The organism is Pseudomonas sp. 34 E 7, assembly GCF_900005715.1.
Lineage (GTDB): Bacteria > Pseudomonadota > Gammaproteobacteria > Pseudomonadales > Pseudomonadaceae > Aquipseudomonas > Aquipseudomonas orientalis_A.
Window position 1 is genome coordinate 138,047 of record NZ_CVTX01000156.1, and the last position, 22,596, is coordinate 160,642.

The 22,596-nt window shown below is 61.9% G+C and carries 19 protein-coding genes; 14 read left to right on the plus strand and 5 right to left on the minus strand.

The genetic code is table 11. From position 1 onward, the window contains the following. Positions 1-365 precede the first annotated feature (365 nt). From BFP96_RS19955 to BFP96_RS19965, 3 genes are read left to right on the plus strand one after another with little or no spacing between them, the layout of a single operon-like run. On the plus strand, positions 366-1,478 hold the full coding sequence (locus tag BFP96_RS19955) for a glycosyltransferase family 4 protein (protein ID WP_371914215.1): 1,113 nt from the start codon (positions 366-368) through the stop codon (positions 1,476-1,478). Further along, complete coding sequence (locus tag BFP96_RS19960) at positions 1,471-2,223, plus strand: DUF2334 domain-containing protein (protein WP_065896389.1); 753 nt, start codon at positions 1,471-1,473, stop codon at positions 2,221-2,223. The genes BFP96_RS19955 and BFP96_RS19960 overlap by 8 nt, the downstream gene beginning before the upstream one ends. Next, on the plus strand, positions 2,211-3,320 hold the full coding sequence (locus tag BFP96_RS19965) for a lysylphosphatidylglycerol synthase transmembrane domain-containing protein (RefSeq protein ID WP_065936887.1): 1,110 nt from the start codon (positions 2,211-2,213) through the stop codon (positions 3,318-3,320). The genes BFP96_RS19960 and BFP96_RS19965 overlap by 13 nt, the downstream gene beginning before the upstream one ends. Before the next feature lie 115 nt (positions 3,321-3,435). Here BFP96_RS19965 and purU read toward each other — a convergent pair whose 3' ends face one another. After that, positions 3,436-4,284, minus strand: coding sequence for a formyltetrahydrofolate deformylase (gene purU, locus BFP96_RS19970; RefSeq protein WP_065936875.1), 849 nt, complete (start codon positions 4,282-4,284; stop codon positions 3,436-3,438). A 345-nt stretch (positions 4,285-4,629) separates the two neighbouring features. Between purU and mvaT the strand changes: the two genes are divergently transcribed. Further along, positions 4,630-5,004 (plus strand): histone-like nucleoid-structuring protein MvaT, encoded by a 375-nt coding sequence (gene mvaT / locus BFP96_RS19975; protein ID WP_003175830.1) that lies wholly within the window; start codon positions 4,630-4,632, stop codon positions 5,002-5,004. 90 nt (positions 5,005-5,094) lie between these two features. Here mvaT and sbcB read toward each other — a convergent pair whose 3' ends face one another. Continuing rightward, positions 5,095-6,522 (minus strand): exodeoxyribonuclease I, encoded by a 1,428-nt coding sequence (sbcB, locus tag BFP96_RS19980; RefSeq protein ID WP_065936876.1) that lies wholly within the window; start codon positions 6,520-6,522, stop codon positions 5,095-5,097. A 166-nt stretch (positions 6,523-6,688) separates the two neighbouring features. Between sbcB and BFP96_RS19985 the strand changes: the two genes are divergently transcribed. The 6 genes from BFP96_RS19985 to BFP96_RS20010 are packed head-to-tail and all read left to right on the plus strand — an operon-like array spanning position 6,689 to position 13,356. After that, positions 6,689-7,381, plus strand: a complete 693-nt coding sequence (locus BFP96_RS19985; protein WP_065896387.1) for an RDD family protein — start codon at positions 6,689-6,691, stop codon at positions 7,379-7,381. Next, entirely contained in the window at positions 7,378-8,352 is a 975-nt protein-coding gene (locus BFP96_RS19990) for a stage II sporulation protein M (protein ID WP_065936877.1), read from the plus strand. Before BFP96_RS19985 ends, BFP96_RS19990 begins: the two co-directional genes overlap by 4 nt. Beyond that, complete coding sequence (locus tag BFP96_RS19995) at positions 8,339-9,868, plus strand: DUF4129 domain-containing protein (RefSeq protein WP_065936878.1); 1,530 nt, start codon at positions 8,339-8,341, stop codon at positions 9,866-9,868. Before BFP96_RS19990 ends, BFP96_RS19995 begins: the two co-directional genes overlap by 14 nt. Then, a complete protein-coding gene (locus tag BFP96_RS20000) occupies positions 9,865-11,022 on the plus strand; it encodes a DUF4350 domain-containing protein (protein ID WP_065936879.1) in 1,158 nt (385 codons plus the stop codon). Before BFP96_RS19995 ends, BFP96_RS20000 begins: the two co-directional genes overlap by 4 nt. Beyond that, a complete protein-coding gene (locus BFP96_RS20005; protein WP_065887580.1) occupies positions 11,019-12,017 on the plus strand; it encodes an AAA family ATPase in 999 nt (332 codons plus the stop codon). Before BFP96_RS20000 ends, BFP96_RS20005 begins: the two co-directional genes overlap by 4 nt. A 7-nt stretch (positions 12,018-12,024) precedes the next feature. Beyond that, entirely contained in the window at positions 12,025-13,356 is a 1,332-nt protein-coding gene (locus BFP96_RS20010; RefSeq protein WP_065935147.1) for a DUF58 domain-containing protein, read from the plus strand. Positions 13,357-13,411: 55 nt separating this feature from the next. Here BFP96_RS20010 and BFP96_RS20015 read toward each other — a convergent pair whose 3' ends face one another. Both BFP96_RS20015 and BFP96_RS20020 read right to left on the minus strand, forming a co-directional pair. After that, on the minus strand, positions 13,412-13,771 hold the full coding sequence (locus tag BFP96_RS20015; RefSeq protein WP_065895096.1) for a PilZ domain-containing protein: 360 nt from the start codon (positions 13,769-13,771) through the stop codon (positions 13,412-13,414). A 216-nt stretch (positions 13,772-13,987) separates the two neighbouring features. Further along, on the minus strand, positions 13,988-14,362 hold the full coding sequence (locus tag BFP96_RS20020) for a tetratricopeptide repeat protein (protein ID WP_065887577.1): 375 nt from the start codon (positions 14,360-14,362) through the stop codon (positions 13,988-13,990). Positions 14,363-14,537: 175 nt separating this feature from the next. Between BFP96_RS20020 and pyk the strand changes: the two genes are divergently transcribed. Then, complete coding sequence (gene pyk / locus BFP96_RS20025) at positions 14,538-15,989, plus strand: pyruvate kinase (RefSeq protein ID WP_065887576.1); 1,452 nt, start codon at positions 14,538-14,540, stop codon at positions 15,987-15,989. 535 nt (positions 15,990-16,524) lie between these two features. Here the strand turns inward: pyk and BFP96_RS20030 are convergent. Further along, positions 16,525-17,457, minus strand: a complete 933-nt coding sequence (locus BFP96_RS20030) for an iron-sulfur-binding ferredoxin reductase (RefSeq protein WP_065936880.1) — start codon at positions 17,455-17,457, stop codon at positions 16,525-16,527. 214 nt (positions 17,458-17,671) lie between these two features. Between BFP96_RS20030 and BFP96_RS20035 the strand changes: the two genes are divergently transcribed. The 3 genes from BFP96_RS20035 (at position 17,672) to BFP96_RS20045 (ending at position 22,458) form a co-directional block, all read left to right on the plus strand. Continuing rightward, complete coding sequence (locus tag BFP96_RS20035) at positions 17,672-19,195, plus strand: fumarate hydratase (protein WP_065887574.1); 1,524 nt, start codon at positions 17,672-17,674, stop codon at positions 19,193-19,195. 177 nt (positions 19,196-19,372) lie between these two features. Then, a complete protein-coding gene (locus tag BFP96_RS20040) occupies positions 19,373-21,139 on the plus strand; it encodes an ATP-binding protein (RefSeq protein ID WP_065936881.1) in 1,767 nt (588 codons plus the stop codon). Then, positions 21,133-22,458, plus strand: a complete 1,326-nt coding sequence (locus BFP96_RS20045) for a sigma-54-dependent transcriptional regulator (protein ID WP_065895099.1) — start codon at positions 21,133-21,135, stop codon at positions 22,456-22,458. Before BFP96_RS20040 ends, BFP96_RS20045 begins: the two co-directional genes overlap by 7 nt. Positions 22,459-22,596: the final 138 nt, after the last annotated feature.

Here is a 22,596-nt window from a genome sequence, read left to right on the forward strand (position 1 = left end):
TTCGGCCAGCGTGGTTTAACGGGGCGCCTGAGATCAACATCAAAATCAAAAGCGACTCGCTTCGCATCGTGGTTACGGGTGGGTGCGGCTGCTTTATGTAGGAGCGAGCTTGCTCGCGAAAAACTCACAGGCGCCGCGTTCATTCAGGAAGCACGCGTTATCGTTGACGTTTTTCGCGAGCAAGAGCTAGGCGCCCCCCTCGCTCCTACAGACGGCGGTGTTCGCTTAACTGACTGGTATCAGGGCAAGCCCCCTCCCCCATCATTTCAAGCTCGAACACGCAGCACGCCCCCAATCCCGATCGAACATCTATCCTTACCTCAGGTCCACGTTAAGGAGAGCAATGGATCGGAGGGATGTTCATCGTGCATATCGCTGACATAACCATGTTCTACGCCCCGGCCAGCGGTGGCGTACGCACTTATCTGGACGCCAAGCACCGGCGCCTGGCGCTCAAGCCCGGCATTCGCCACAGCCTGTTGGTGCCGGGCGCCCACTTGAGCGAGCGCGATGGTATTTTCCAGGTGCCGGCGCCGCCGCTGCCCTTCGGCAAAGGCTACCGCTTCCCCCTGCGCCTGGCCCCATGGCGAAATGTTCTGCACGATTTGCAGCCTGATCTGATCGAAGTCGGCGATCCCTACCTGACCGCCTGGGCCGCCCTGGACGCCCGGCGCCAGCTGGATGTGCCCGTCATCGGCTTTTATCACTCCGACCTCCCCCTGCTGGTGCGTAACCGCATGGGCGCCTGGTTTACCCCCAACGTCGAAGCTTATGTCAGCAAACTCTATGGGAATTTTGATCGGGTACTGGCGCCCAGCCAGGTAATGGCCGACAAACTCATTGGGCTTGGGGTAAAAAACGTCTTCGTGCAACCTTTGGGCGTCGACCTGCAAACCTTCACGCCACAGGTACGCGACCCCGGCCTGCGCGCCGAACTGGGGATCGATGAAGACACCCGGCTGCTGATTTTCGCCGGGCGTGGCTCCAAGGAAAAAAACCTGCCGGTTCTGCTCAACTGCATGAAGCGCCTGGGCGAGGGTTATCACCTATTGCTGGTGGGTTCCGGCATGCCGGCCCATGTGCCGGACAATGTCACCGTGGTCGATGGCTTCCGCCCGGCGGATCATGTTGCGCGATTGATGGCCAGCGCCGATGCGTTGCTGCATGGCGGTGACCAGGAAACCTTCGGCCTGGTCATTCTGGAAGCCATGGCCTGCGGTATTCCAGTGGTCGCCGTGGCGGCGGGAGCCTTTACCGAGATTGTCGACGAGCGCTGCGGCCTGCTCTGCGCGCCCAACAACCCCAAGGCGATGGCCGATGCGGTACGCGAACTGTTTGGCGCCGACAGCCGCCGTCTGGGGGAACAGGCGCGGCGCCATGTCGAACAGCATTACGCATGGGATGCGGTGGTGGACAGTCTGCTGGGGCATTACCATGCCGTGCTCGGCACACAAAAGCCGATGCTCGCCCATGGTTGAACGTTCAGTCATGCTGGTGCTGCACGACGTGGCGCCGAGCACCTGGGCCGATTACCGGCCCTTTGTCGAAGCCGTCGACGCCATCGGCAATGTCCCTGTCACCTGGCTGGTGGTCCCGGACTTTCATCATCACAACGCCCTGGCCACCCATGCAGACTTCCGGCGCCTGCTCGACAACCGGGTAGCCAAGGGCGATGAACTCACCTTGCACGGGTATTACCACTGCGACGACCAACCCCGGCCGCGTACACCCCGGGAATGGTTCATGCGGCGCATCTATACCCATGAGGGCGAGTTCTACCAGTTATCGCAAGCCGAAGCCTTGCAGCGCCTGACCGACGGCATTGAGGTATTCCAGCGCAATGACTGGCCCCTGCAAGGGTTTGTCGCACCCGCCTGGTTGATGAGCCAGGGTACCCGGTTGGCGTTGCGCCAGTTACCGCTGAGCTACACCAGCGACCCGCAGCACCTGTATCGCCTGCCCGACTTCACGCCCATCCACGCCCCGGGCCTGGTGTGGAGCGCGCGCAGTGCATGGCGCCGAGGCTTGTCCAAGGTCTTGAGCGATCGACGCGAGCAGCGCTGGCAGACCGCACCGGTGATCCGGTTAGGGTTGCACCCCGTCGATATGCGTCACGAATTTTCCCGTCAGTATTGGCTGCACACCCTGGAGCGCCTGCTTGAGGATGGACGCACGCCACAGACCAAGTCCGCGTGGCTGTCGACGCTGCCATGCGCCGGCTGATCTGGCTGGGCCTGGCGCTGCTGGTCGCGCTGGTGATCCCGGTGTGGCTGGGTGGCGGCGAAACCGTTGCGCGCCTGCGCCAGTTTCCCCTGCTCCAATTACTGGGAATGTTTGCCATGATCATCGGCTGCTGGCTGATCAACAGCCTGCGCCTGCGCTTATTGCTGGGCGCACAGCGCGCTCGGTTGGGATGGCGCAAAAGCCTGGGCGTGGTGATATCGACCGAATTCGCCATGTGCGCGACCCCAGGCGGCAGCGGCGGGCCCCTCACGCTGATGGGCCTGCTGGCACGCAGCGGCATACGGCCGGCCCATGGCAGCGCGGTGTTCGCCATGGACCAGTTGAGTGACTTGCTGTTCTTTTTCTGCGCACTGGTGGGCATCGTGCTGTATGCGCTGTTCCATAGCCTCAGCCCACGCCTGGAAGAGCTGTTGGGGCTCAGTGCCGTGTCGATGGTCGGTGGCGTCGTCGGCTGCGTGTTGGTGGTGCGCTTTCATCGCCGCCTGATTCGCCTGGCCGGAAGTGCACTCAAGGCCATGAAAGTGCGCGCCGGCACCCGCCGGCGGTGGGCCCGTCGGCTGCTGCGCTTCCTTGCGGCCTTCACCCAAACGCTGAAATTGCCCTGGAGCACCCTGCTCGGGGTGTTCGCGCTGACCAGCCTGCATTGGTTATTACGCTACAGCGTGTTGTACCTGGCGCTGCGCGGCCTGGGTGGGCAGGTGCAGTGGGCCTGGAGCTTCCTGATCCAGATGCTGTCATTGACCGCAGGGCAATTGAGCCTGCTGCCAGGCGGGGCCGGGGCGGCGGAGTTGACGTCGGCGGCATTGCTCGCGCCGATGGTGGGCAACTCAACGGCGGCGGCGGCCATTCTGATCTGGCGGGCAGTCACCTACTACTTCTATCTGTTCGCCGGTGCGCCTGTGTTTCTGTTGATGGTGGGCAAGCCGCTGCTCAAGCGTCTTTTCCGGGGGCAGCGGGCGGCTTTTCATCCTCCTGCAACTGCTCCCACAACTGGGCGGCGCCGGGAAAGTCAGTACCATCCTCAGCACCCAGCGCATCCGGGTCGTAGCGACTCAGACAGCCCTCGCCCAGGGTAGCGGGTGGCCTGGAAGTCGCCTTGTCGAGTGGGTCGGTCATGGTCGCCTCCTGAAAATAAAAAGGGCCCGGAGAGTTTTACTCCCGGACCCCTGCTTGTTCAACCAGACGCGTCGGTCAGAACACCACGGTCTTGTTGCCGTGCACCAATACGCGATCTTCCAGGTGATAACGCAAGCCACGGGCCAGCACCATCTTTTCGACGTCGCGACCGAAACGCACCATGTCTTCGATGCTGTCGCTGTGGCTGACGCGCACCACGTCCTGCTCGATGATCGGACCGGCGTCCAGCTCCTCGGTGACATAGTGACAGGTTGCGCCGATCAGCTTCACGCCGCGCAGGGACGCCTGGTGATAAGGCTTGGCACCCACGAACGACGGCAGGAAGCTGTGGTGAATGTTGATCACCTTGCCCGCGTATTCGCGGCACAGTTCCGGCGGCAGGATCTGCATGTAGCGCGCCAGCACCACCACGTCGGCATCGTGCTGCTTGACCAGGCGCGACACTTCGGCGAACGCAGGCTCCTTGTCATGCGGGTTGACCGGCACGTGGTAATACGGGATGCCATGCCATTCGACCATGCTGCGCAGGTCGTCATGGTTGGAGATCACACACGCAATCTCGCAATCGAGCTCATCGCTGTGCCAGCGGTGCAGCAGGTCCGCCAGGCAGTGGGATTCACGGCTGGCCATCAGCACGACGCGTTTCTTCTGCTCTGTGTCGGTGATGTGCCAGGTCATCGAAAACTCTTCGGCGATCGGCGCAAACGCCTCACGGAAGGCTTCCAGACCAAAAGGCAAAGTATCGGCACGGATTTCGTGACGCATGAAAAACCAACCGCTGAGATCATCCGAGTGATGGCTCGCCTCGGTGATCCAACCGTTATGAGAAGCCAGAAAGTTACTGACCTTGGCAACGATGCCAACCCGGTCCGGGCAAGCAATCACCAGCCGAAAAGTGCGCATTAGGGGGAAACTCCAGAACTTCGCAAAGGCCGCCATTCTAGCGATTGCGCAGAAAAACTGCAGTACTCCTTGTGCCTTATTCTGATCCCTGGCGCTGGCAACACCCCTTAACAGCGTAAGGGTTTACCAGCGTTATATGGCGTTACACAGGCAAGCTCGGCAATTAGCAGAATTAAGCTGATTGTTTTTAGCCGCGTACCCGATAATTAACTCGACTTCACACCGCGGCGAAAAACTTCAATCTAATTCACGTAAATAGCTGCTTAAATGTTTACTTGATGAAATTGCCTGACTATTATTAGGCCACTCACCCTGTCAATCAGCGTTCTACATAAGGTAGTCCACATGTCTCTGATCAACGAATACCGTGCCACCGAAGAAGCTATCAAAGAGCTGCAAGCCCGTTTGAAGAATCTGTCGCAAGACGACAAGCTGAAAACAGAGCTGGAATTCGAAGGCAAACTGCGCACCCTGATGGGCGAATACTCCAAATCCCTGCGTGACATCATCGCGCTGCTGGATCCGGAATCGAAAGTTAAAGCACCGCGTGGCGCTGTGAAAACTACCGGCACCAAACGTGCTCGCAAAGTCAAGCAGTACAAAAACCCGCACAACGGTGAAGTGATTGAAACCAAAGGCGGCAATCACAAGACACTGAAAGAGTGGAAAGCCAAGTGGGGCGGTGACGTGGTAGAAGGTTGGGCTACCCTGCTGGGCTAAGCCTGGTCGGATCTGCACCCGATACGCGACACATTGAAAACGCCAGCTCGCTGGCGTTTTTTATTGTCTGAATGTTTTGCAGTTGCTCGGCTACAGATTCAGGCGGGCCGCTAAAGAGTCAGCATAGTCTTGCCATTCACCCAGTACCTGGCACTGAAACGCTGTCGCACTGTTTTTCAATTCCTGATGGGCCAGCTTAAATGCCGCCAGGGTATTGGGTGCGCCCCATACCGGGTCTGACAACCGTTGCTGACAGAAAAGTCTCCAGCGCTCTTGCTCCTCATTGTTCAAGGTTTCAGGAAAGTTACGCGCGCGATAGCGGAATAATAATTCAGGCAATCGATGATCATCGAACGGCCATTGCTGGCGTCCCAGTTGTACCGGCTCTGCCATGCGAACTTGTTCACATAAGCGCCGATCACGGTCGCCGATAAAACCCTCATAGAGCTGCTGCTCAGGATCGGCATTCGGCGCATATTCCTCCTCGGCGTAAACGCTCGCCAACTTGTCACGCCAAACTTCCTGTGCGTCAGTTAGTCGCAGCGCCCGTGCCTGGTAAACCTCCATATCCAATTGCAGCCGCTCGCGATCTTGCGCGCGCAGCACTTTCAAGGGCGCGACGACCGGACAGCGGTTGATGTGCAGCAACTTGAGCGGCACCGGCAGATCGCCCGCCGACAGCTCATCGCGCCGCGTATAGAGGCGCTCGCGCAACGTTTGGGCATCCAGTTCGAGCAGGGCCTGCGGGTCGAGCCCCAAGTCACACACAATCAATGCATTGCGATTGCGCGGATGCCAGGCCAACGGCAAGACCACCCCCAGATAATGCCGTTCGGCGCTGAAGCGTCCGGAAATATGCACCAGCGGCTGCAACAGGCGCACCTGGTCCATCACCCGTTGCTTGCTCCGCAACTGGAAAAGCCACTCATACAGCTTGGGTTGTTTTTCACGCACCAATCGCGCCAGGGCGATGGTCGCGCGCACGTCAGACAACGCATCGTGGGCCTGGCCGTGGTCGATGCCGTTGGCTTGCGTCAGGCGTTCGAGCTTGAGCGTCACGCGCCCGTCCTGCTCGGGCCACACAATCCCCTCCGGGCGCAGGGCATAGGCGGTACGCATCACATCGATCAAGTCCCAGCGGCTGTTACCGCCCTGCCACTCGCGTGCGTAAGGGTCGAAAAAGTTGCGATAGAGACTGTAGCGCGTCATTTCATCGTCAAAGCGCAGGGTGTTATAACCCGCGCCGCAGGTGCCGGGGGCCGCGAGTTCGGCGTGCACCCGGGTCATGAAGTCCGCTTCGGCAAGGCCTTTGTGCGCCAGGACCTGCGGCGTGATACCGGTGATCGCACACGCTGCCGGATGGGGCAGGATATCGTCGCTGGGCCGGCAATACAGATTGATCGGCGGGCCGACCTCGTTGAGCTCGAGGTCGGTACGAATGCCGGCTACCTGCAGCGGGCGATCGCTGCGCGGGTTGATTCCGGTGGTTTCATAGTCGTACCAGAAAATGGAGGTCACGGGCTGTTCCTGTGCTGAAGACCGGCAAAGTCTAGGCGCTGCAAGGGGCCAGGGGCCAGCGATACCTTACTGGACAAACATCCAGTAAAATCTTGAAGGGTTGCTTCCCGCCTCGACACTGCTAGCATCCGTGTCTCTCAGTCGCTTCGCACTGCCAAGGATCGCAATGCCAACAGCTCCTCTGGATACCTGCTACCAGATCGAGACCCCCGAGGGTATCGACCTGCCCTTGCGCCCTGCCGGCCTTGCGCCAAGGGCATTGGCCTACGCCTTCGATCTGCTCGCGCGTGGCGTGATCATGGGCATCCTGCTGGTGCCCCTGGCGCTGCTTGGCAACCTCGGCCTCGGCCTGGGCGCGCTGCTGCTGTTCCTGGTCAGTTGGTGGTACATGGTGCTGTTCGAAGTGCTCAACCAGGGCTGCTCGCCCGGCAAGCAAGTCATGGGCCTGCGGGTGGTACAGGATGACGGCACCGCCATCGGTTGGTCGGCATCACTGATCCGCAACCTGCTGCGGTTTGTCGACATGCTGCCCTTCGGCTACTTCTTCGGCGCCATCAGTTGCCTGCAACATCCGCACTTCAAGCGGCTCGGCGACCTGGCGGCGGGCACGCTGGTGGTCTACCGCGAACAGTCGCTGGCCCGTCCGCCCCTACCTCAAGCAGCCGCCCTGCGCCTGCCCTTCGCGCTGGAGCTGAGTGAACAGCGCGCAATCCTCGGTTTCGCCGAACGCCAGGCCGACCTGTCTGCCGAGCGGGTGCATGAACTGGCTGCAATCCTCGCGGCGCCCTTGCAGGTGTCCCCGGCCCGCGCCGTGGAGCAACTTAACGGTGTGGCCCGTGGTTTGTTGGGGCCGACATGAAGCAGAGCCTTTTTGAAAGCCGGCACCAGCAGCAATGGCAGACTTTCGCCGAACAACTGAAACAGTTGGAGCGAGGCAAAGCCTGCGAGGTGACCGACTTTCCTTATCACTATCGACGCCTGTGCCAACACCTGGCCCTGGCCCAGGAGCGCGGCTACAGCAGTTACCTGGTGGACCGTCTGCAACAACTGGCGCTGCGCGGCCACCAGCAACTGTATCGCCATCGCAGCCAAACGACGGCGAACGTGGTGGCCTTCATCCTCGCCGACTTCCCGCGCCTGGTACGCGAACAATGGCGCTTCGTGCTGATCGCCAGCCTGCTGTTCTTTGGCAGCCTGCTGGGCATAGCCCTGTTGGTCTACCTGTTTCCCGACCTGATCTACAGCATCGTCAGCCCGCAACAGGTGGCCGAGATGCAAAGCATGTACGACCCCGCCGCCAGTCGCCTGGGCCGCGCGGCCGAACGCGCCTCCAGCGAAGACTGGATGATGTTTGGCTACTACGTGATGCACAACATCGGCATCGCCTTCCAGACCTTTGCCGCCGGTTTGCTGTTCGGCCTGGGCAGCGTGTTCTTCCTGGTCTTCAACGGCTTGACCATCGGGGCGGTGTCCGGGTACCTGAGTGAAATCGGCTACGGCCAGACCTTCTGGTCATTCGTGATCGGCCATGGTGCCTTCGAACTCAGCGCCATCGCACTGGCCGGTGCGGCGGGCCTGCAACTGGGCTGGTCACTGATCGCGCCAGGGCCGTTGGCACGTAGCGAATCCCTGCGCCTGGCGGCCCGCAAAAGCGTGCAGATGCTCTGCGCAGTCATGGTGTTCCTGCTGATCGCAGCGTTCATCGAAGCCTACTGGTCATCCACCACAAGCATTGCGCCCTGGATCAAATACCTGGTGGGCAGCGCACTATGGCTGCTGGTGGCCGCCTACCTGATCTTCGCCGGCCGGACTCGCCATGCGCCTGACTGACGCCAGCGTGGTCATCCGCCCGCGTACCTCCTGGGAAGCCATGGACCTCGGCGTACTGATGGCCCGTGAACATCGTGCAGTGCTGATGGGCAGCTGGGCCCTGGTCAGCCTGCCTGTGTTCCTGCTGCTCACCTCGCTGCTGTGGCAGTACCCGTCTTACGCCCTATTCCTGTTCTGGTGGCTCAAGCCCGCCTTCGAACGCTTGCCGTTGTACATTCTTTCCAAGGCCCTGTTTGGTGAAACCCTGAGCCTGAAACAGGCCGCTCGCCAGTGGCCACGCCTGCTCAGGGGGCAACTGTTCGCCAGCCTGACCTGGCGCCGGCTGAGCCTGAGCCGCAGCTTCATGCTGCCGGTGAGCCAGCTTGAAGGCCTGGATGGGCCAGTACGTCAAAGGCGCCTGGGCCTACTGCAACAGCGTAATGCAGGCGCCGCGCGCTGGCTGACGATCATCGGGGTGCACCTGGAGATCGGCCTATGGTTTGGGTGCATGGCGCTGTTCTATCTATTCATCCCCGAGCAGGTTGAACTGCAGTGGGACTGGCAGCGGCTGGTACTGGCGACAGGCCCGCAGGGGCTCTGGCTGGAACACCTGAGCAACGCGTTCTATGCGCTGGTCCTGGTGTTCTGGGAACCCATCTACATCGCCTGCGGTTTCAGCCTGTACCTTAACCGTCGCACCGTCCTGGAAGCCTGGGACCTGGAACTGGTGTTTCGCCGGTTGCGCCAACGCCTGAGCGGTGTCGCGCCGCTGTTGCTACTGGTCGTCGGGCTCACGCTGGTGCAACCGAGCCCATCGGCGCTGGCCGATCAGACAGCTGAGCCCAAGCCCCTCGGCACCCAGGCGGCCAGCCAATCGATCAAGGCGCTGTTGGAAAAACCGCCGTTCAAGAATCCGCAAACCGTCACCCGTTATCGTTTTGGCGAGGAAAAACCCGCCACGCCCCGCAAAGCCCATGGGGACGGTAAATTACCTGCCTGGCTCCAGCAATTGCTCGACAACCTCAACAGCAACACCTTCAGGCACGTGGCCCAAGGCCTGGAGATACTGCTATGGAGCGTGGTGATTGGCGGGCTGGCCCTGGTGGTGTGGCGCTACCGTGAATGGCTGCGCACATTTGTCAGCCGCAGGCGGCGACCTCAACCCATCACCGCAAGACCTGCGCCCGCCCAATTGTTCGGCCTGGAACTGGGGGTCGAGACATTGCCCGACGATATCGCCAGCGCCGCCGAACAGCTATGGCCCACCCGCCCGCGGGAAGCCCTCGGCCTGCTGTATCGCGGCCTGCTCAGCCGGCTGCTGCATGAGTTCGACCTGCCACTCAAAAGTGCCGATACCGAGGGCCAGGTACTGGAGCGCGTTCATCAGTTGCAGCAACCGCAGTTGCTGGCATTCAGCCGCGAATTGACCGCTCACTGGCAAAACCTTGCCTATGGCCATCGACTGCCTCCCGGCACCGCCCAGCAAAAACTGTGCAGCGATTGGCGCGCACTCTTCAGTAGCGGAGCCAGCCAATGAAACGGCCATTACTGTGGATTGCCGCGCTGCTGGCCTGCCTGTTGGGAGCGGGCGGCCTGTATGCCTGGCACAAGGCAATTCCCTATGAGGAGGTTGTGGATCGTGGCCCATCGCCGGACGCACTGGCCAACCCCTACCTCGCGGCGGAGGATTTCCTGCGCCAGCAAGGCCTGGCGGTAACACATGCCAACGGGCTCGAGCGGCTTGCCGATCTGCCCGCCCCAGGCCATAGCCTGCTGTTGCTGGGGGAGCGTGGCAACATGACCCCAGGCCAGGTCGAACAACTGCTGGCGTGGGCAAAAGCCGGGGGGCACCTGTTACTGGTGGCCGAGGCGTTATGGGATGAAGAGACCGGTAAAAGCGGCGACCTGCTGCTCGATCGTCTCAATCTTCACCAAACCCTTAGCGATGACTTCGACGAGCCGGCGGTGCCGCGCAAAAAGATCGCGCCGGACCTCACTAAACTGTATGTCGACAATGAAACCGCACCGGCGTATTTCAGTTTTGACACCGACTTCAACCTTACCGACCCCGGGCACCTGGCGCAGTTTTCAGCCAACAGCGCCAAGTCCAGCCATCTGATGCAACTTGACCTCGGGTCAGGCCGCGTCACGGTGCTCACCGACAGCGACCTGTGGAAAACCCCGAGCATCGGCAAGCACGACAATGCCTGGCTGCTGTGGTACCTGAACCAGGGCGCCGACGTCACCCTGCTGTTCAACAGCGGCGCGGACAACCTGCTGACCCTGCTGGTTCGTTACTTCCCCCAGGCCCTCGTCGCGCTGGTCGCACTGCTTGCCCTGGCACTCTGGCACGCCGGCATGCGCCAGGGCCCGATCCAGGCACCCGCGCCCAAGGCGCGTCGACAGCTACAGGAGCATTTGCGCGCCAGCGCCGACTTCCTGCTACGCCGCAGCGGCCAGGGCGCCTTGCTGCAAGCCTTGCAGCAGGATTTACTGCGCACCGCCCGCCGCCGTCACCCCGGCTTTGAACACCTCGACATGGCAGAACAATGTCAGGTGCTGGAACACCTGACGCAACAACCCTCCCCTATCATCCGCCAGGCACTCGGCGCACCTGCGCTGAAACGGCTCTCCAGCGCCGATTTCAGCCAACGGGTGGCGTGCCTGCAAACCCTCAGGAATGCCCTATGAGCGACTCTCCAACGGCTACAACCCTGACCGCAGAACAGACTGTCCAAAACGCCACGCAACAGGCCCAGGCCCTGCGCATTGAATTACGCAAGGCAGTGATTGGCCAGGACGCGGTGATCGATGACGTGCTTACCGCGTTGATTGCAGGTGGCCATGTGCTGCTGGAGGGTGTACCCGGCCTTGGCAAAACGTTGCTGGTGCGTGCGCTGGCCCGTTGTTTCGGCGGCGATTTCGCGCGCATCCAGTTCACGCCGGACCTGATGCCCAGCGATGTCACCGGCCACGCGGTGTACGACCTGCAGACCGAACAGTTCAAGCTGCGCAAGGGGCCGTTGTTCACCCACTTGTTACTGGCCGACGAAATCAACCGCGCTCCGGCCAAGACCCAGGCGGCACTGCTCGAAGCCATGCAGGAGCGCCAAGTCACCCTGGAGGGCGAGGCATTGCCCATCGGCGCGCCGTTCATGGTGCTTGCCACCCAGAACCCGATCGAGCAGGAAGGCACCTATCCGTTACCTGAAGCCGAGTTGGACCGCTTCATGCTCAAGGTGCGCATGGACTATCCCGACGCGCAGCAGGAAGTGGACATGGTGCGCGAAGTGACGCGCTCGTCCAGGGCCGACATGCTCGATGTGCAACCTTTGCGTACCGTGCTGCAGGCCGAAGACGTGGTACAGATGCAGCAGATCGCCAGCGGCATGCCTCTGGATGAACAGGTGCTCGACTATGCCGTACGCCTGGCGCGGGCCACGCGCAGTTGGCCGGGCTTGACCATCGGCGCAGGCCCACGGGCCTCTATCGCCCTGATTCGCGGCGCCCGTGCCCGTGCGCTGTTGCGCGGCGGCGACTTCGTGACCCCGGATGACGTCAAGGGATGCGCTCTGGCGGTGCTGCGTCACCGCGTACGGCTCGCGCCCGAACTGGACATCGATGGCCTGGAGGTGGACCAGGTGATCAAGCAGTTGCTCGACCAGATTGCGGCCCCCAGGCAGTAACGCCGGCATGAAACCGACCCGTCTGTTCCTGACCTGGCTGGGTGTCCTGTTGGCCCTCAGTATCCTGCTGGGCGCGTCGATGGCCTTGCAGGTCAAGGTGCCCGAGACCTTGCACGCAATCGCCTGGGGCCTGCTACTGGCCCTGTTGGTGCTGGCGATGCTCGATGCCATACGGTTACGCCGCCGCCCTTCGGTACGTGTGCGCAGGACACTGCCCGGCAGCCTGGCATTGGGGCGCTGGGGAGAAGTGCGCCTGTCACTGGAACACGACTATCCACAGCCGCTGACCGTGCAGGTATTCGATCACGTGCCCGACGGCCTGGTTGTGGATAACCTGCCGCAATCCATTTTGCTGCGCCCGGGCGAGCGTGGTGAGTTGGGCTATCGTGTGCGCCCCGTGCGACGTGGACATTTCAGCTTCAGCCGCTGCGAAATCCATCTGCCCAGCCCCCTGGGGTTGTGGTCGGCGCGGCGCTGGCTCGACGTCCCGGACGCCACTCGCGTGTACCCGGACTTCGCACGCTTATCGGGTGCGCAGTTGCAGGGGGTGGATAACTGGCTGAGCCAACTGGGTGTGCGCCAGCATCAGCGGCGTGGACCGGGCCTGGAGTTTCATCAATTACGCGAGTTTCGCGACGGTGACAGCCTGCGTCAGATCGACTGGAAAGCCACGGCACGACAACGCACGCCGATTGCCCGGGAATATGAGGATGAACGTGACCAACAGATTGTGTTCATGCTCGATTGCGGCCGGCGCATGCGCAGCCAGGACGACGAGTTGTCCCACTTCGACCACGCTCTGGATGCCTGTCTGTTACTGAGTTACGTCGCCTTGCGCCAAGGCGATGCAGTCGGGCTGTGTACTTTTGCCAGCGACCAGCCGCGTTACCTGGCGCCGGTCAAGGGCAGCGGTCAGTTGAACGTCTTGCTCAATGCCGTCTATGACTTGCACAGCACACGCAAGACAGCCGACTACGAGGCCGCCGCCAGCCAATTGCTGGCTCGGCAAACACGGCGCGCATTAGTGATCGTGGTCACCAACCTGCGTGATGAAGACGATGAAGCACTGGTGAGTGCGATCAAGCGCATTGGTCGGCACCATCGGGTGCTGATCGCGAGTTTGCGAGAGGAAGTGCTCGATCAACTGCGCCAGGCCCCGGTACAAACCCTGCCCGAAGCATTGGCCTACAGCGGCGCAATTGACTACCTCAACATGCGTAACCAGTTGCATGACCGCCTGGGTGCCCATGGGCTGACCGTGCTGGATAGCTTGCCGTCAACATTGGGCGCCGCGCTGGTGACGCGTTACCTGCGCTGGAAAAAAGCCGGCGTGTTCTGAACGCACGCGCACGGCCACGGTGGACACGGCCCCCGTAGCCGACTGCACCCGCCGTTCAGGCGGATGCCTGCAGCGGATCGAAACTGAAGTAATGCAACAAGGCGCTGATCAGCTGTGCGTATTCTTCGCATGCCTGAAGCACGCGGAACCCCGAATCGTAATGTTGCGGGTTGACGTCTTCCCGGCTCCACAGACAAGTCGCGGTAAGATCAACAGCCTGGAATTCGCCGTGCAGCCCGGGAATTTTCAAGCGCAGCTCGAAGTCTGCACCGATCATCATCGGTAACTGGCTGATCAGCATCAGCCCGCCCTCGGAAACGTCGCCCAGAAAACCGATTGGCTTGTCCGTAAGCCGATTGAACACCTGCAAGAAATAAGGCAGCTGATGCCGTTCGATCCGTCGTTCGATAAACATGGTGAGGTTGCCATCCCATAAAGCCAGTGATTCGAAACGAGCCCATCGCTCTCCCTGATATCGGTGTGAAAAGCGCGCGTTGTCACGCGACCGCTGCCGAATCCGGGCGTTGCACTGTTTTGAATAGAAAGTTGTACAAACTGATATTCAAAGAATAGCCCAAGACTGGCACCAGGCCAGTTCTCAAGCGACAAAGTTCTCAAGCGACAAATAGCACTACAGCGAGGTCGGCCGTGGTTGCGCCACACTTGCGCCGGAGTCATGCCCCAACTGGCGCAAGGTATCGAGCCGGGCACGGGCGCGATAAGCGTACTCGCTGGACGGGTATTGGCTGATGATGAATTGATAGGTTTGCGCGGCATCGACGAACAGCTTCTGCCGCTCCAGGCACTGCCCGCGCAGCATCGAAACCTCGGGTTGCACATAACGACGGGTGCGGCTCTCGCGGTCGACCTGGGACAACTCCAGCGTGACCCGCGCGCAATCGCCCACCCCATAGGCACGGTAAGCGTTGTTCAAATGGTGGTCCATTGACCAGCGGGTGCAGCCGACAACACTGACGGCCAGGGCAGCAACGAGCAAAATTCGCATGGGGGTTCTCCTGTCTTGTGCAGTGTATCGACCCCGCGCCGAAAATCTTCAAGACTGTTCGTCTTTTCAACCTCAGCAAAAACAAGCCGTTCGTCAATAAGTAGTGCAAACGAACAATGACTACAACGAAAGAGCATAGTAGCCTTCCCCAGCGCTTGAACTCAGGAGTCTGTGCATGTCCGTCCGTCGTACCAAAATCGTCGCCACCCTTGGCCCGGCCAGCAACTCGCCGGAAGTCCTCGAACAGCTGATTCTGGCTGGTTTGGACGTTGCCCGTCTGAACTTCTCCCACGGCACCCCGGACGAGCACAAGGCTCGCGCCAAGCTGGTGCGTGACCTGGCCGCCAAACACGGTCGTTTCGTGGCGCTGCTGGGTGACCTGCAAGGCCCGAAGATCCGTATCGCCAAATTCGCCAACAAGCGGATCGAGCTGAAGATCGGTGACAAATTCACCTTCTCTACCAGCCATCCGCTGACTGAAGGCACCCAGGACATCGTCGGCATCGACTACCCGGACCTGGTCAAGGACTGCGGCGTCGGCGACGAACTGCTGCTCGATGACGGCCGCGTGGTCATGCGCGTCGACACCGCGACCCCGACCGAACTGCATTGCACCGTGATCATCGGCGGCCCGCTGTCCGACCACAAAGGCATCAACCGTCGCGGCGGTGGCCTGACCGCACCGGCCCTGACTGAAAAAGACAAGGCCGACATCAAGCTCGCCGCCGAGATGGAAGTGGACTACCTCGCCGTGTCCTTCCCGCGCGACGCCGCCGACATGGAATACGCCCGTAAACTGCGCGACGAAGCCGGTGGCACCGCTTGGCTCGTGGCGAAGATCGAACGCGCCGAAGCCGTGGCCGATGACGAAACCCTCGATGGCCTGATCAAGGCGTCGGACGCCGTGATGGTTGCCCGTGGCGACCTGGGCGTGGAAATCGGCGACGCCGAGCTGATCGGCATCCAGAAGAAAATCATCCTGCACGCGCGCCGCCACAACAAAGCGGTGATCGTTGCGACCCAGATGATGGAGTCGATGATCCAGAACCCGATGCCGACCCGCGCCGAAGTGTCCGACGTGGCCAACGCCGTGCTCGACTACACCGACGCCGTGATGCTCTCGGCTGAAAGCGCCGCTGGCCCGTACCCGTTGGAGGCCGTCCAGGCCATGGCGCGCATCTGCGTCGGCGCTGAAAAGCACCCCACCAGCAAGACCTCCAGCCACCGCATCGGCAAGGTTTTCGAAAGCTGCGACCAGAGCATCGCCCTGGCGGCCATGTACACCGCCAACCACTTCCCGGGCGTCAAGGCAATCATCGCCCTGACCGAAAGTGGCTATACGCCGTTGATCATGTCGCGCATCCGCTCCTCGGTGCCGATCTACGCGTTCACCCCTCACCGCGAAGCCCAGGCCCGCGCGGCGATGTTCCGCGGCGTGTACACCATCCCCTTCGATCCGGCCTCGCTGGCACCCAACGAAGTCAGCCAGAAAGCCATCGACGAACTGGTCAAACGCGGCGTCGTAGAGAAAGGCGACTGGGTCATCCTGACCAAAGGCGACAGCTACCACACCACCGGTGGCACCAATGGCATGAAGATCCTGCACGTGGGCGACCCGCAGTACTGAGTGACACGCAAAAAAAACAAAAGCCCCGCCNGAATGGCGGGGCTTTTTGCATTTAAGGCGTCATCGCGGCACAGTTACCTACACAACCGCAGTTCGCAGCCCCCACGCTAACCACGATGCGAAGCGAGCCGCCCTTGATCTTGATCTTGACCTGCTTTTGATCTTAGGCGCCCCGTCAAACCACGCTGGCCGGAATTCGCCATGGATTTGGGGGGCAAACCGGCAGGGATGCCGGTTTAGCCGCCCCGCGCCATGGATGGCGCGTGGCGGCGGCCCCCCAAATCCATGGCGGATTACGGGCACACCGAGCCCAGGCGAGGTGCCGAGTGGTGGGGCAAGAGCGTTTTGCTTACTTTTGCGCTTTTCAAAAGTGAGCCGCCGTAAGGGCGGAACCCTAAGCAGCCGTTACCTAAGTAATGGATATGTACTCGGTCCAATCCAACATCCTGGTCGGCCCAGAGGCCGCCATCGGGGGCAAGCCCCCTCCCACAGTTAACCGCGTACACCCGCAACGCCTGTGCTCGACAGCCAGCGTTCAACCACGGGGCAGGAATACATCGGCCAGCAGTTGATTACGCGGCAGCCCCACCAGGAACAAGCGTTTGGAAAAGGCTTCGACGCTGTCAGGATGCCCGCAGACTAAGGCCAGCGCTTGCCGCGATATGAGCCGCAGTTGCCCCAATGCCTGGGCCAACTCATGTGCGGTCCACAACTCCACTGTAAGGTTCTGATGCTGCGCGGCCAGCGCCATCAGGGGCCCGGCCAGATAATGCCCATCAGCATCATGCGCCAGATGAACCACGCGAATGGCACCTTGGTGATCCTGGCGCAACGCCTCACGCAACACCCCCCACAAAGGCCCCAGCCCGGTACCGGAGGCGAGCAGCCACAGCGGTCGCGCCTGCCAGTCCGGATCGTAATGCAGCGCCCCGCCGCGCAACTCGCCCAGGCGCAGACATTCCCCCAGGTTCAACTGTCGCGCCGCATCGCTGAATTCGCCGGGTAAACGGCAATCCAGATGAAACTCCAGGTACGGGTCCTCCTGCGGCAAACTCGCCAGGGAATACGGCCGCGCCACCTGCCCCGCCCATAACACCAGGTGCTGCCCAGCGCTGTAACGCAGGCCGCGCTGCGGTTGCAGGCGCAGACGCAGCACCGACGCCGTCAGCCAATCGGCACCCACCACCTTCGCCGCCACACCATCGCGCACAGGATCAAAGGCTTCGACCTGCAGATCGCCAACCACCTGGCACTGGCACGCCAGGCGCCAACCGTGCTGGCGTTGCTGCGGGCTCAACGCGTCAGGTTGGCGGTCCTGAACCTCGCCCTGGCAACGTACCAGGCAGGCATGGCAACTGCCGGCGCGGCAACTGTAGGGCACGGCCACACCTGCCTGGTTCAAGGCATCCAGCAGGTTGCTGCCGGTGGCGACCGACCAGTGGCGTTCGCCGACGTGCAGTTCAGGCATATAAAGGCTCTATCAGAAGGGACGCGCACAGGGAATCATGCCTGCGACAGTTTGACCATAGTCGGGTGTATCGGCCACCGCCACGGGTTATACTGCCGCGCCTTTTTAGCGTCGCGCCTGCACCAATGGCGTGCCTGTGGAAGGTGGCTTCAGCCGACCGATGCAACACTGAAGCCACCTTTATTGAATGTTCCCTTATAGAGGAGCGCGACTCATGACCGTGATCAAGCAAGACGACCTGATTCAGAGCGTTGCCGACGCCCTGCAATTCATTTCCTACTACCACCCGGTTGATTTCATCCAGGCGATGCACGAGGCCTACCTGCGCGAAGAATCGCCGGCGGCCCGTGACTCCATCGCCCAGATCCTGATCAACTCGCGCATGTGCGCCACCGGCCATCGCCCGATCTGCCAGGACACCGGCATCGTCACCGTGTTCGTGCGCGTGGGCATGGACGTACGTTGGGATGGCGCCACCATGGGCCTGGACGACATGATCAACGAAGGCGTGCGTCGCGCCTACAACCTGCCGGAAAACGTCCTGCGCGCATCCATCCTCGCCGACCCGGCAGGCGCGCGCAAAAACACCAAGGACAACACCCCGGCGGTGATCCACTACTCCATCGTCCCGGGTAACACCGTGGAAGTGGACGTGGCCGCCAAGGGCGGTGGTTCCGAAAACAAGTCGAAAATGGCCATGCTCAACCCGTCCGACTCGATCGTCGACTGGGTGCTCAAGACCGTTCCGACCATGGGCGCCGGCTGGTGCCCACCGGGCATGCTCGGCATCGGCATCGGCGGCACCGCCGAGAAAGCCGCGGTGATGGCCAAGGAAGTGTTGATGGAATCCATCGACATCCATGAACTGAAGAAGCGCGGCCCGCAGAACCGTATCGAAGAGATGCGCCTGGAGCTGTTCGAGAAGGTCAACCAACTGGGCATCGGCGCCCAGGGCCTGGGTGGCCTGACCACCGTGCTCGACGTGAAGATCATGGACTACCCGACTCACGCCGCTTCCCTGCCGGTGTGCATGATCCCCAACTGCGCCGCCACCCGCCATGCGCATTTCGTGCTCGACGGTTCGGGCCCGGCATCGCTGGAAGCGCCACCGCTGGACGCCTACCCGGAAATCGTCTGGGAAGCCGGTCCATCGGCCCGACGCGTCAACCTCGACACCCTGACCCCGGAAGAAGTGCAGAGCTGGAAGCCGGGCGAAACCGTGTTGCTCAACGGCAAGATGCTCACCGGCCGCGACGCCGCGCACAAGCGCATGGTCGAGATGCTGAACAAGGGCGAGACCCTGCCGGTGGACCTCAAGGGTCGCTTCATCTACTACGTCGGCCCGGTTGATCCGGTGCGCGAAGAAGTGGTTGGCCCGGCAGGCCCGACCACCGCGACGCGGATGGACAAGTTCACCCGTCAGATCCTCGAACAAACCGGCCTGTTGGGCATGATCGGCAAATCCGAGCGCGGCCCGACCGCTATCGAAGCGATCAAGGACCACAAGGCCGTCTACCTGATGGCCGTAGGCGGCGCCGCTTACCTGGTGGCCCAAGCCATCAAAAAATCGCGCGTCGTCGCTTTCGCCGAACTGGGCATGGAAGCGATCTACGAGTTCGACGTGAAGGACATGCCGGTTACCGTTGCGGTGGACAGCAACGGCGAGTCGGTACACATCACCGGTCCTGCCATCTGGCAGAAGAAGATCAGTGAGAGCCTGGCGGTGGAAGTGCAGTAAGCACCTCCCTCCAAGGATAAAGGCGACTGCGGCCCCAAGGGCCCAGTCGCCTTTTTTTTGTGATGAGTGCAGTCAAATGTGGGAGGGGGCTTGCTCCCTCCCACACAAGCCCCCTCACTGCACTACCCAATGGCTCATGGTATGGTGCTCGCCCCCTACCGGCCTGTTCATCATCGTATGATCGCGATCCCTCGCCCCCTGCGCCTGACGTTCTACTCCCTGCTGATCATCGCTGGTGCCGTGCTGGCTGCCGCCCTGGCCACGCGCCATGCCGAACGCCAGGCCCTGGTGGACGATGCCGCTCGCGCCAACCAGCAGCTCGCGCTGTATGCCAACTCGCTGCACACCCTGATCGAACGCTACCGCGCCCTGCCCGCCGTGCTGGCCCTGGACTCGGAGATGATCAACGCCTTGAAAGGCCCGCTGACTGCCGACACCCAGGGCCTGCTCAACCGCAAACTGGAACGCATCAACAGCGCCGCGCAGTCGTCCACCCTGGAATTGATGGACCGTACCGGCCTGGCCGTGGCCGCCAGCAACTGGAAGCTGCCCAGCAGTTATGTGGGACACAACTATGCATTTCGGCCTTATTTCAGCCAGACCCTGAGCCAGGGCACCGGGCGCTTTTATGCCGTGGGGGTGACCACCGGCATCCCGGGCTACTTCCTTTCCAGCGCGGTGGTCGATGAGCACGAGCAGTTCCTTGGCGCCATGGTGGTCAAGCTGGAGTTTCCCGAACTGGAACGCGAATGGGCCCAGGGCAATGACTTGCTGCTGGTCAGCGATGCACGCGGCATTGTGTTTATCGCCAACCAGCCGGGCTGGCGCTATCGCAACCTGCGGCCGTTGTCAGAGAGCGACCTGGCTGAACTCAAGGCCACCCGTCAATACGACAAGAAGCAACTGCAGCCGCTGGAGACCCGCACCCTGCAACGCTTCGACGACAACAGCCACTTGATGCGCGTCAACGGCCCCGACGGCAGTGCCAACTACATCTGGGAGTCGCTGCCGCTCAAAGCCGAAGGCTGGACCCTGCACCTGCTGCGCAAACCCCAGTTCCCGCTGGAAGACCAGCGCAACGCCGGCCTTGCCGCCGCCGGTTCGTGGCTGGCCCTGGTGTTTCTTGTGCTGTTCCTGAGCCAGCGTTGGCGCCTGGCGCGTCTGCGTCAACGCAGCCGCGAAGAGCTTGAGCAATTGGTGGAGGAGCGCACCCAGGCCCTGCGCACCGCCCAGGATGGCCTGGTGCAGTCGGCCAAACTGGCGGCGCTGGGGCAGATGTCCGCCGCCCTTGCCCACGAAATCAACCAACCGCTGACCGCGCAACGCATGCAATTGGCGACGCTGCGGCTGTTGCTCGACCACGGCCGCGTGGACGATGCCTACAAGGCACTCACACCGCTGGATGACATGCTCACGCGCATGGCGGCGCTGACGGGCCACCTCAAGACCTTCGCCCGCAAAAGCCCCAGCGGCCTGCGCGAACGCCTGGACCTGGCCACCGTGGTCGACCAGTCCCTGCACCTGCTCGACGCGCGCCTGCGCGATGAACATATCGGCGTAGCGCTGGACCTGACCCGCCCTGCCTGGGTGCGCGGCGACGCGATTCGTCTCGAACAGGTGTTGATCAACCTGCTGCGCAACGCCCTGGATGCCATGGCCGACAAACCGCGCAAACGTCTGGAGATTCGTTTGCACGCCGACCAGCAGCTCTGGCAGTTAAGCGTCAGCGACAGCGGTGGCGGGATTGCCGAAGAGCACTTGAACAACGTCTTCGACCCCTTCTTCACCACCAAACCAGTGGGCGACGGGCTCGGCTTGGGGTTGGCGGTGTCCTACGCTATCGTGCACGAACTGGGCGGACGCCTGATCGCCGGCAACCGGGGCGACGGCGCAGTGTTTACCTTGACCTTGCCTGTCGCGCTGGAGACGCCCGATCTATGTTGAACGCGGTGATTGTGGTTGATGACGAAGCCAGCATTCGTACGGCCGTCGAACAATGGTTGAGCCTGTCGGGTTTCGAGGTGCAGTTGTTCAGCCGTGCCGAAGAATGCCTGGCGCAGTTGCCCAGGGACTTCCCCGGCGTGATCCTGAGCGATGTGCGCATGCCCGGTCTCAGCGGCCTGGAGTTGCTGGCTGAAGTACAGCGGCGCGATGCTGACCTGCCGGTCATCCTGCTCACCGGCCATGGCGATGTCCCCATGGCCGTCGACGCCATGCGCGACGGTGCCTACGACTTCCTGGAAAAACCCTTCAGCCCGGATACCCTGCTCAATAGCCTGCGTCGAGCACTCGACAAACGCGGCCTGGTCCTGGAAAACCGCCGCCTGCATCAGCAGGCCGACCACCGCGCCCAGCTCGAATCCAGCCTGCTGGGGGTGTCCCGCAGCCTGCAGAACCTGCGCCGTCAGGTGCTGGACTTGGCCACGCTGCCGGTCAATGTGTTGATCCGTGGCGAGACCGGCAGCGGCAAGGAATTGGTCGCCCGCTGCCTGCATGATTTCGGCCCACGGGCGAAGAAGCCGTTTGTCGCGCTCAATTGCGCGGCCATTCCCGAGCAACTGTTCGAGGCCGAGTTGTTCGGCCATGAAAGCGGCGCGTTCACCGGCGCCCAGGGCAAGCGTATCGGCAAGCTGGAATATGCCCACGGCGGCACGCTGTTCCTCGATGAAATCGAAAGCATGCCTCTGGCCCAACAGGTGAAATTGTTGCGGGTGCTGCAGGAGCAGAAGCTGGAGCGGTTGGGTTCCAATCAAAGCATCCAGGTGGATTTGCGCATCATTGCCGCCACCAAGCCGGACCTGCTGGAAGAGGCCCGTGCCGGGCGTTTTCGCGAAGACCTGGCGTATCGCCTGAACGTCGCGCAACTGCGCCTGCCGGCGTTGCGCGAGCGGCGCGAAGACATCCCGTTGCTGTATGAACATTTTGCGCAAAGCGCTGCCGAGCGCTTGGGCCGCCAGGTCGAGCCCTTGAGCGGGCCGCAGTTGGGACGCCTGCTCAGCCATGACTGGCCGGGGAACGTACGTGAACTGGCGAACGTTGCCGAGCGCCAGGTGCTGGGGCTTGGAGAGCCGGAACCTGAAGGTGTCGAGGCCGGGCAATCGTTGGCGGCGCAACAGGAAGCCTTCGAGGCGCATTGCCTGAAAGCTGCGCTGGCCCGGCATAAAGGCGATATCAAGGCGGTGCTGGCTGAGCTGCAACTGCCGCGCCGCACCTTCAATGAAAAGATGCAGCGGCATGGGTTGGTAAGGGAGATGTTTCTCTAGCGGCCTTCCGATCGCCATCGGGGGCAAGCCCCCTCCCACACTTGGATGTGTTCACAAATCAAAATGTGGGAGGGGGCTTGCCCCCGATGGCGACCGCAGCCATAAGCGGATTTCCGCTCATCACCCCAAAACCATCAG

Coding starts and splice junctions, on each gene's coding strand:
- BFP96_RS20015 (WP_065895096.1), bottom strand. CDS start 13,771: ATGTTTATCGAACGACGGATCGAACGGCATCAGCTGCCTTATTTCTTG.
- BFP96_RS20005 (WP_065887580.1), top strand. CDS start 11,019: ATGAGCGACTCTCCAACGGCTACAACCCTGACCGCAGAACAGACTGTC.
- BFP96_RS19990 (WP_065936877.1), top strand. CDS start 7,378: ATGAAGCAGAGCCTTTTTGAAAGCCGGCACCAGCAGCAATGGCAGACT.
- BFP96_RS19965 (WP_065936887.1), top strand. CDS start 2,211: ATGCGCCGGCTGATCTGGCTGGGCCTGGCGCTGCTGGTCGCGCTGGTG.
- BFP96_RS20045 (WP_065895099.1), top strand. CDS start 21,133: ATGTTGAACGCGGTGATTGTGGTTGATGACGAAGCCAGCATTCGTACG.
- BFP96_RS19995 (WP_065936878.1), top strand. CDS start 8,339: ATGCGCCTGACTGACGCCAGCGTGGTCATCCGCCCGCGTACCTCCTGG.
- BFP96_RS20040 (WP_065936881.1), top strand. CDS start 19,373: ATGATCGCGATCCCTCGCCCCCTGCGCCTGACGTTCTACTCCCTGCTG.
- BFP96_RS19985 (WP_065896387.1), top strand. CDS start 6,689: ATGCCAACAGCTCCTCTGGATACCTGCTACCAGATCGAGACCCCCGAG.
- BFP96_RS20030 (WP_065936880.1), bottom strand. CDS start 17,457: ATGCCTGAACTGCACGTCGGCGAACGCCACTGGTCGGTCGCCACCGGC.
- pyk (WP_065887576.1), top strand. CDS start 14,538: ATGTCCGTCCGTCGTACCAAAATCGTCGCCACCCTTGGCCCGGCCAGC.
- BFP96_RS20020 (WP_065887577.1), bottom strand. CDS start 14,362: ATGCGAATTTTGCTCGTTGCTGCCCTGGCCGTCAGTGTTGTCGGCTGC.
- purU (WP_065936875.1), bottom strand. CDS start 4,284: ATGCGCACTTTTCGGCTGGTGATTGCTTGCCCGGACCGGGTTGGCATC.
- BFP96_RS20000 (WP_065936879.1), top strand. CDS start 9,865: ATGAAACGGCCATTACTGTGGATTGCCGCGCTGCTGGCCTGCCTGTTG.
- BFP96_RS20010 (WP_065935147.1), top strand. CDS start 12,025: ATGAAACCGACCCGTCTGTTCCTGACCTGGCTGGGTGTCCTGTTGGCC.
- BFP96_RS20035 (WP_065887574.1), top strand. CDS start 17,672: ATGACCGTGATCAAGCAAGACGACCTGATTCAGAGCGTTGCCGACGCC.
- mvaT (WP_003175830.1), top strand. CDS start 4,630: ATGTCTCTGATCAACGAATACCGTGCCACCGAAGAAGCTATCAAAGAG.
- BFP96_RS19960 (WP_065896389.1), top strand. CDS start 1,471: ATGGTTGAACGTTCAGTCATGCTGGTGCTGCACGACGTGGCGCCGAGC.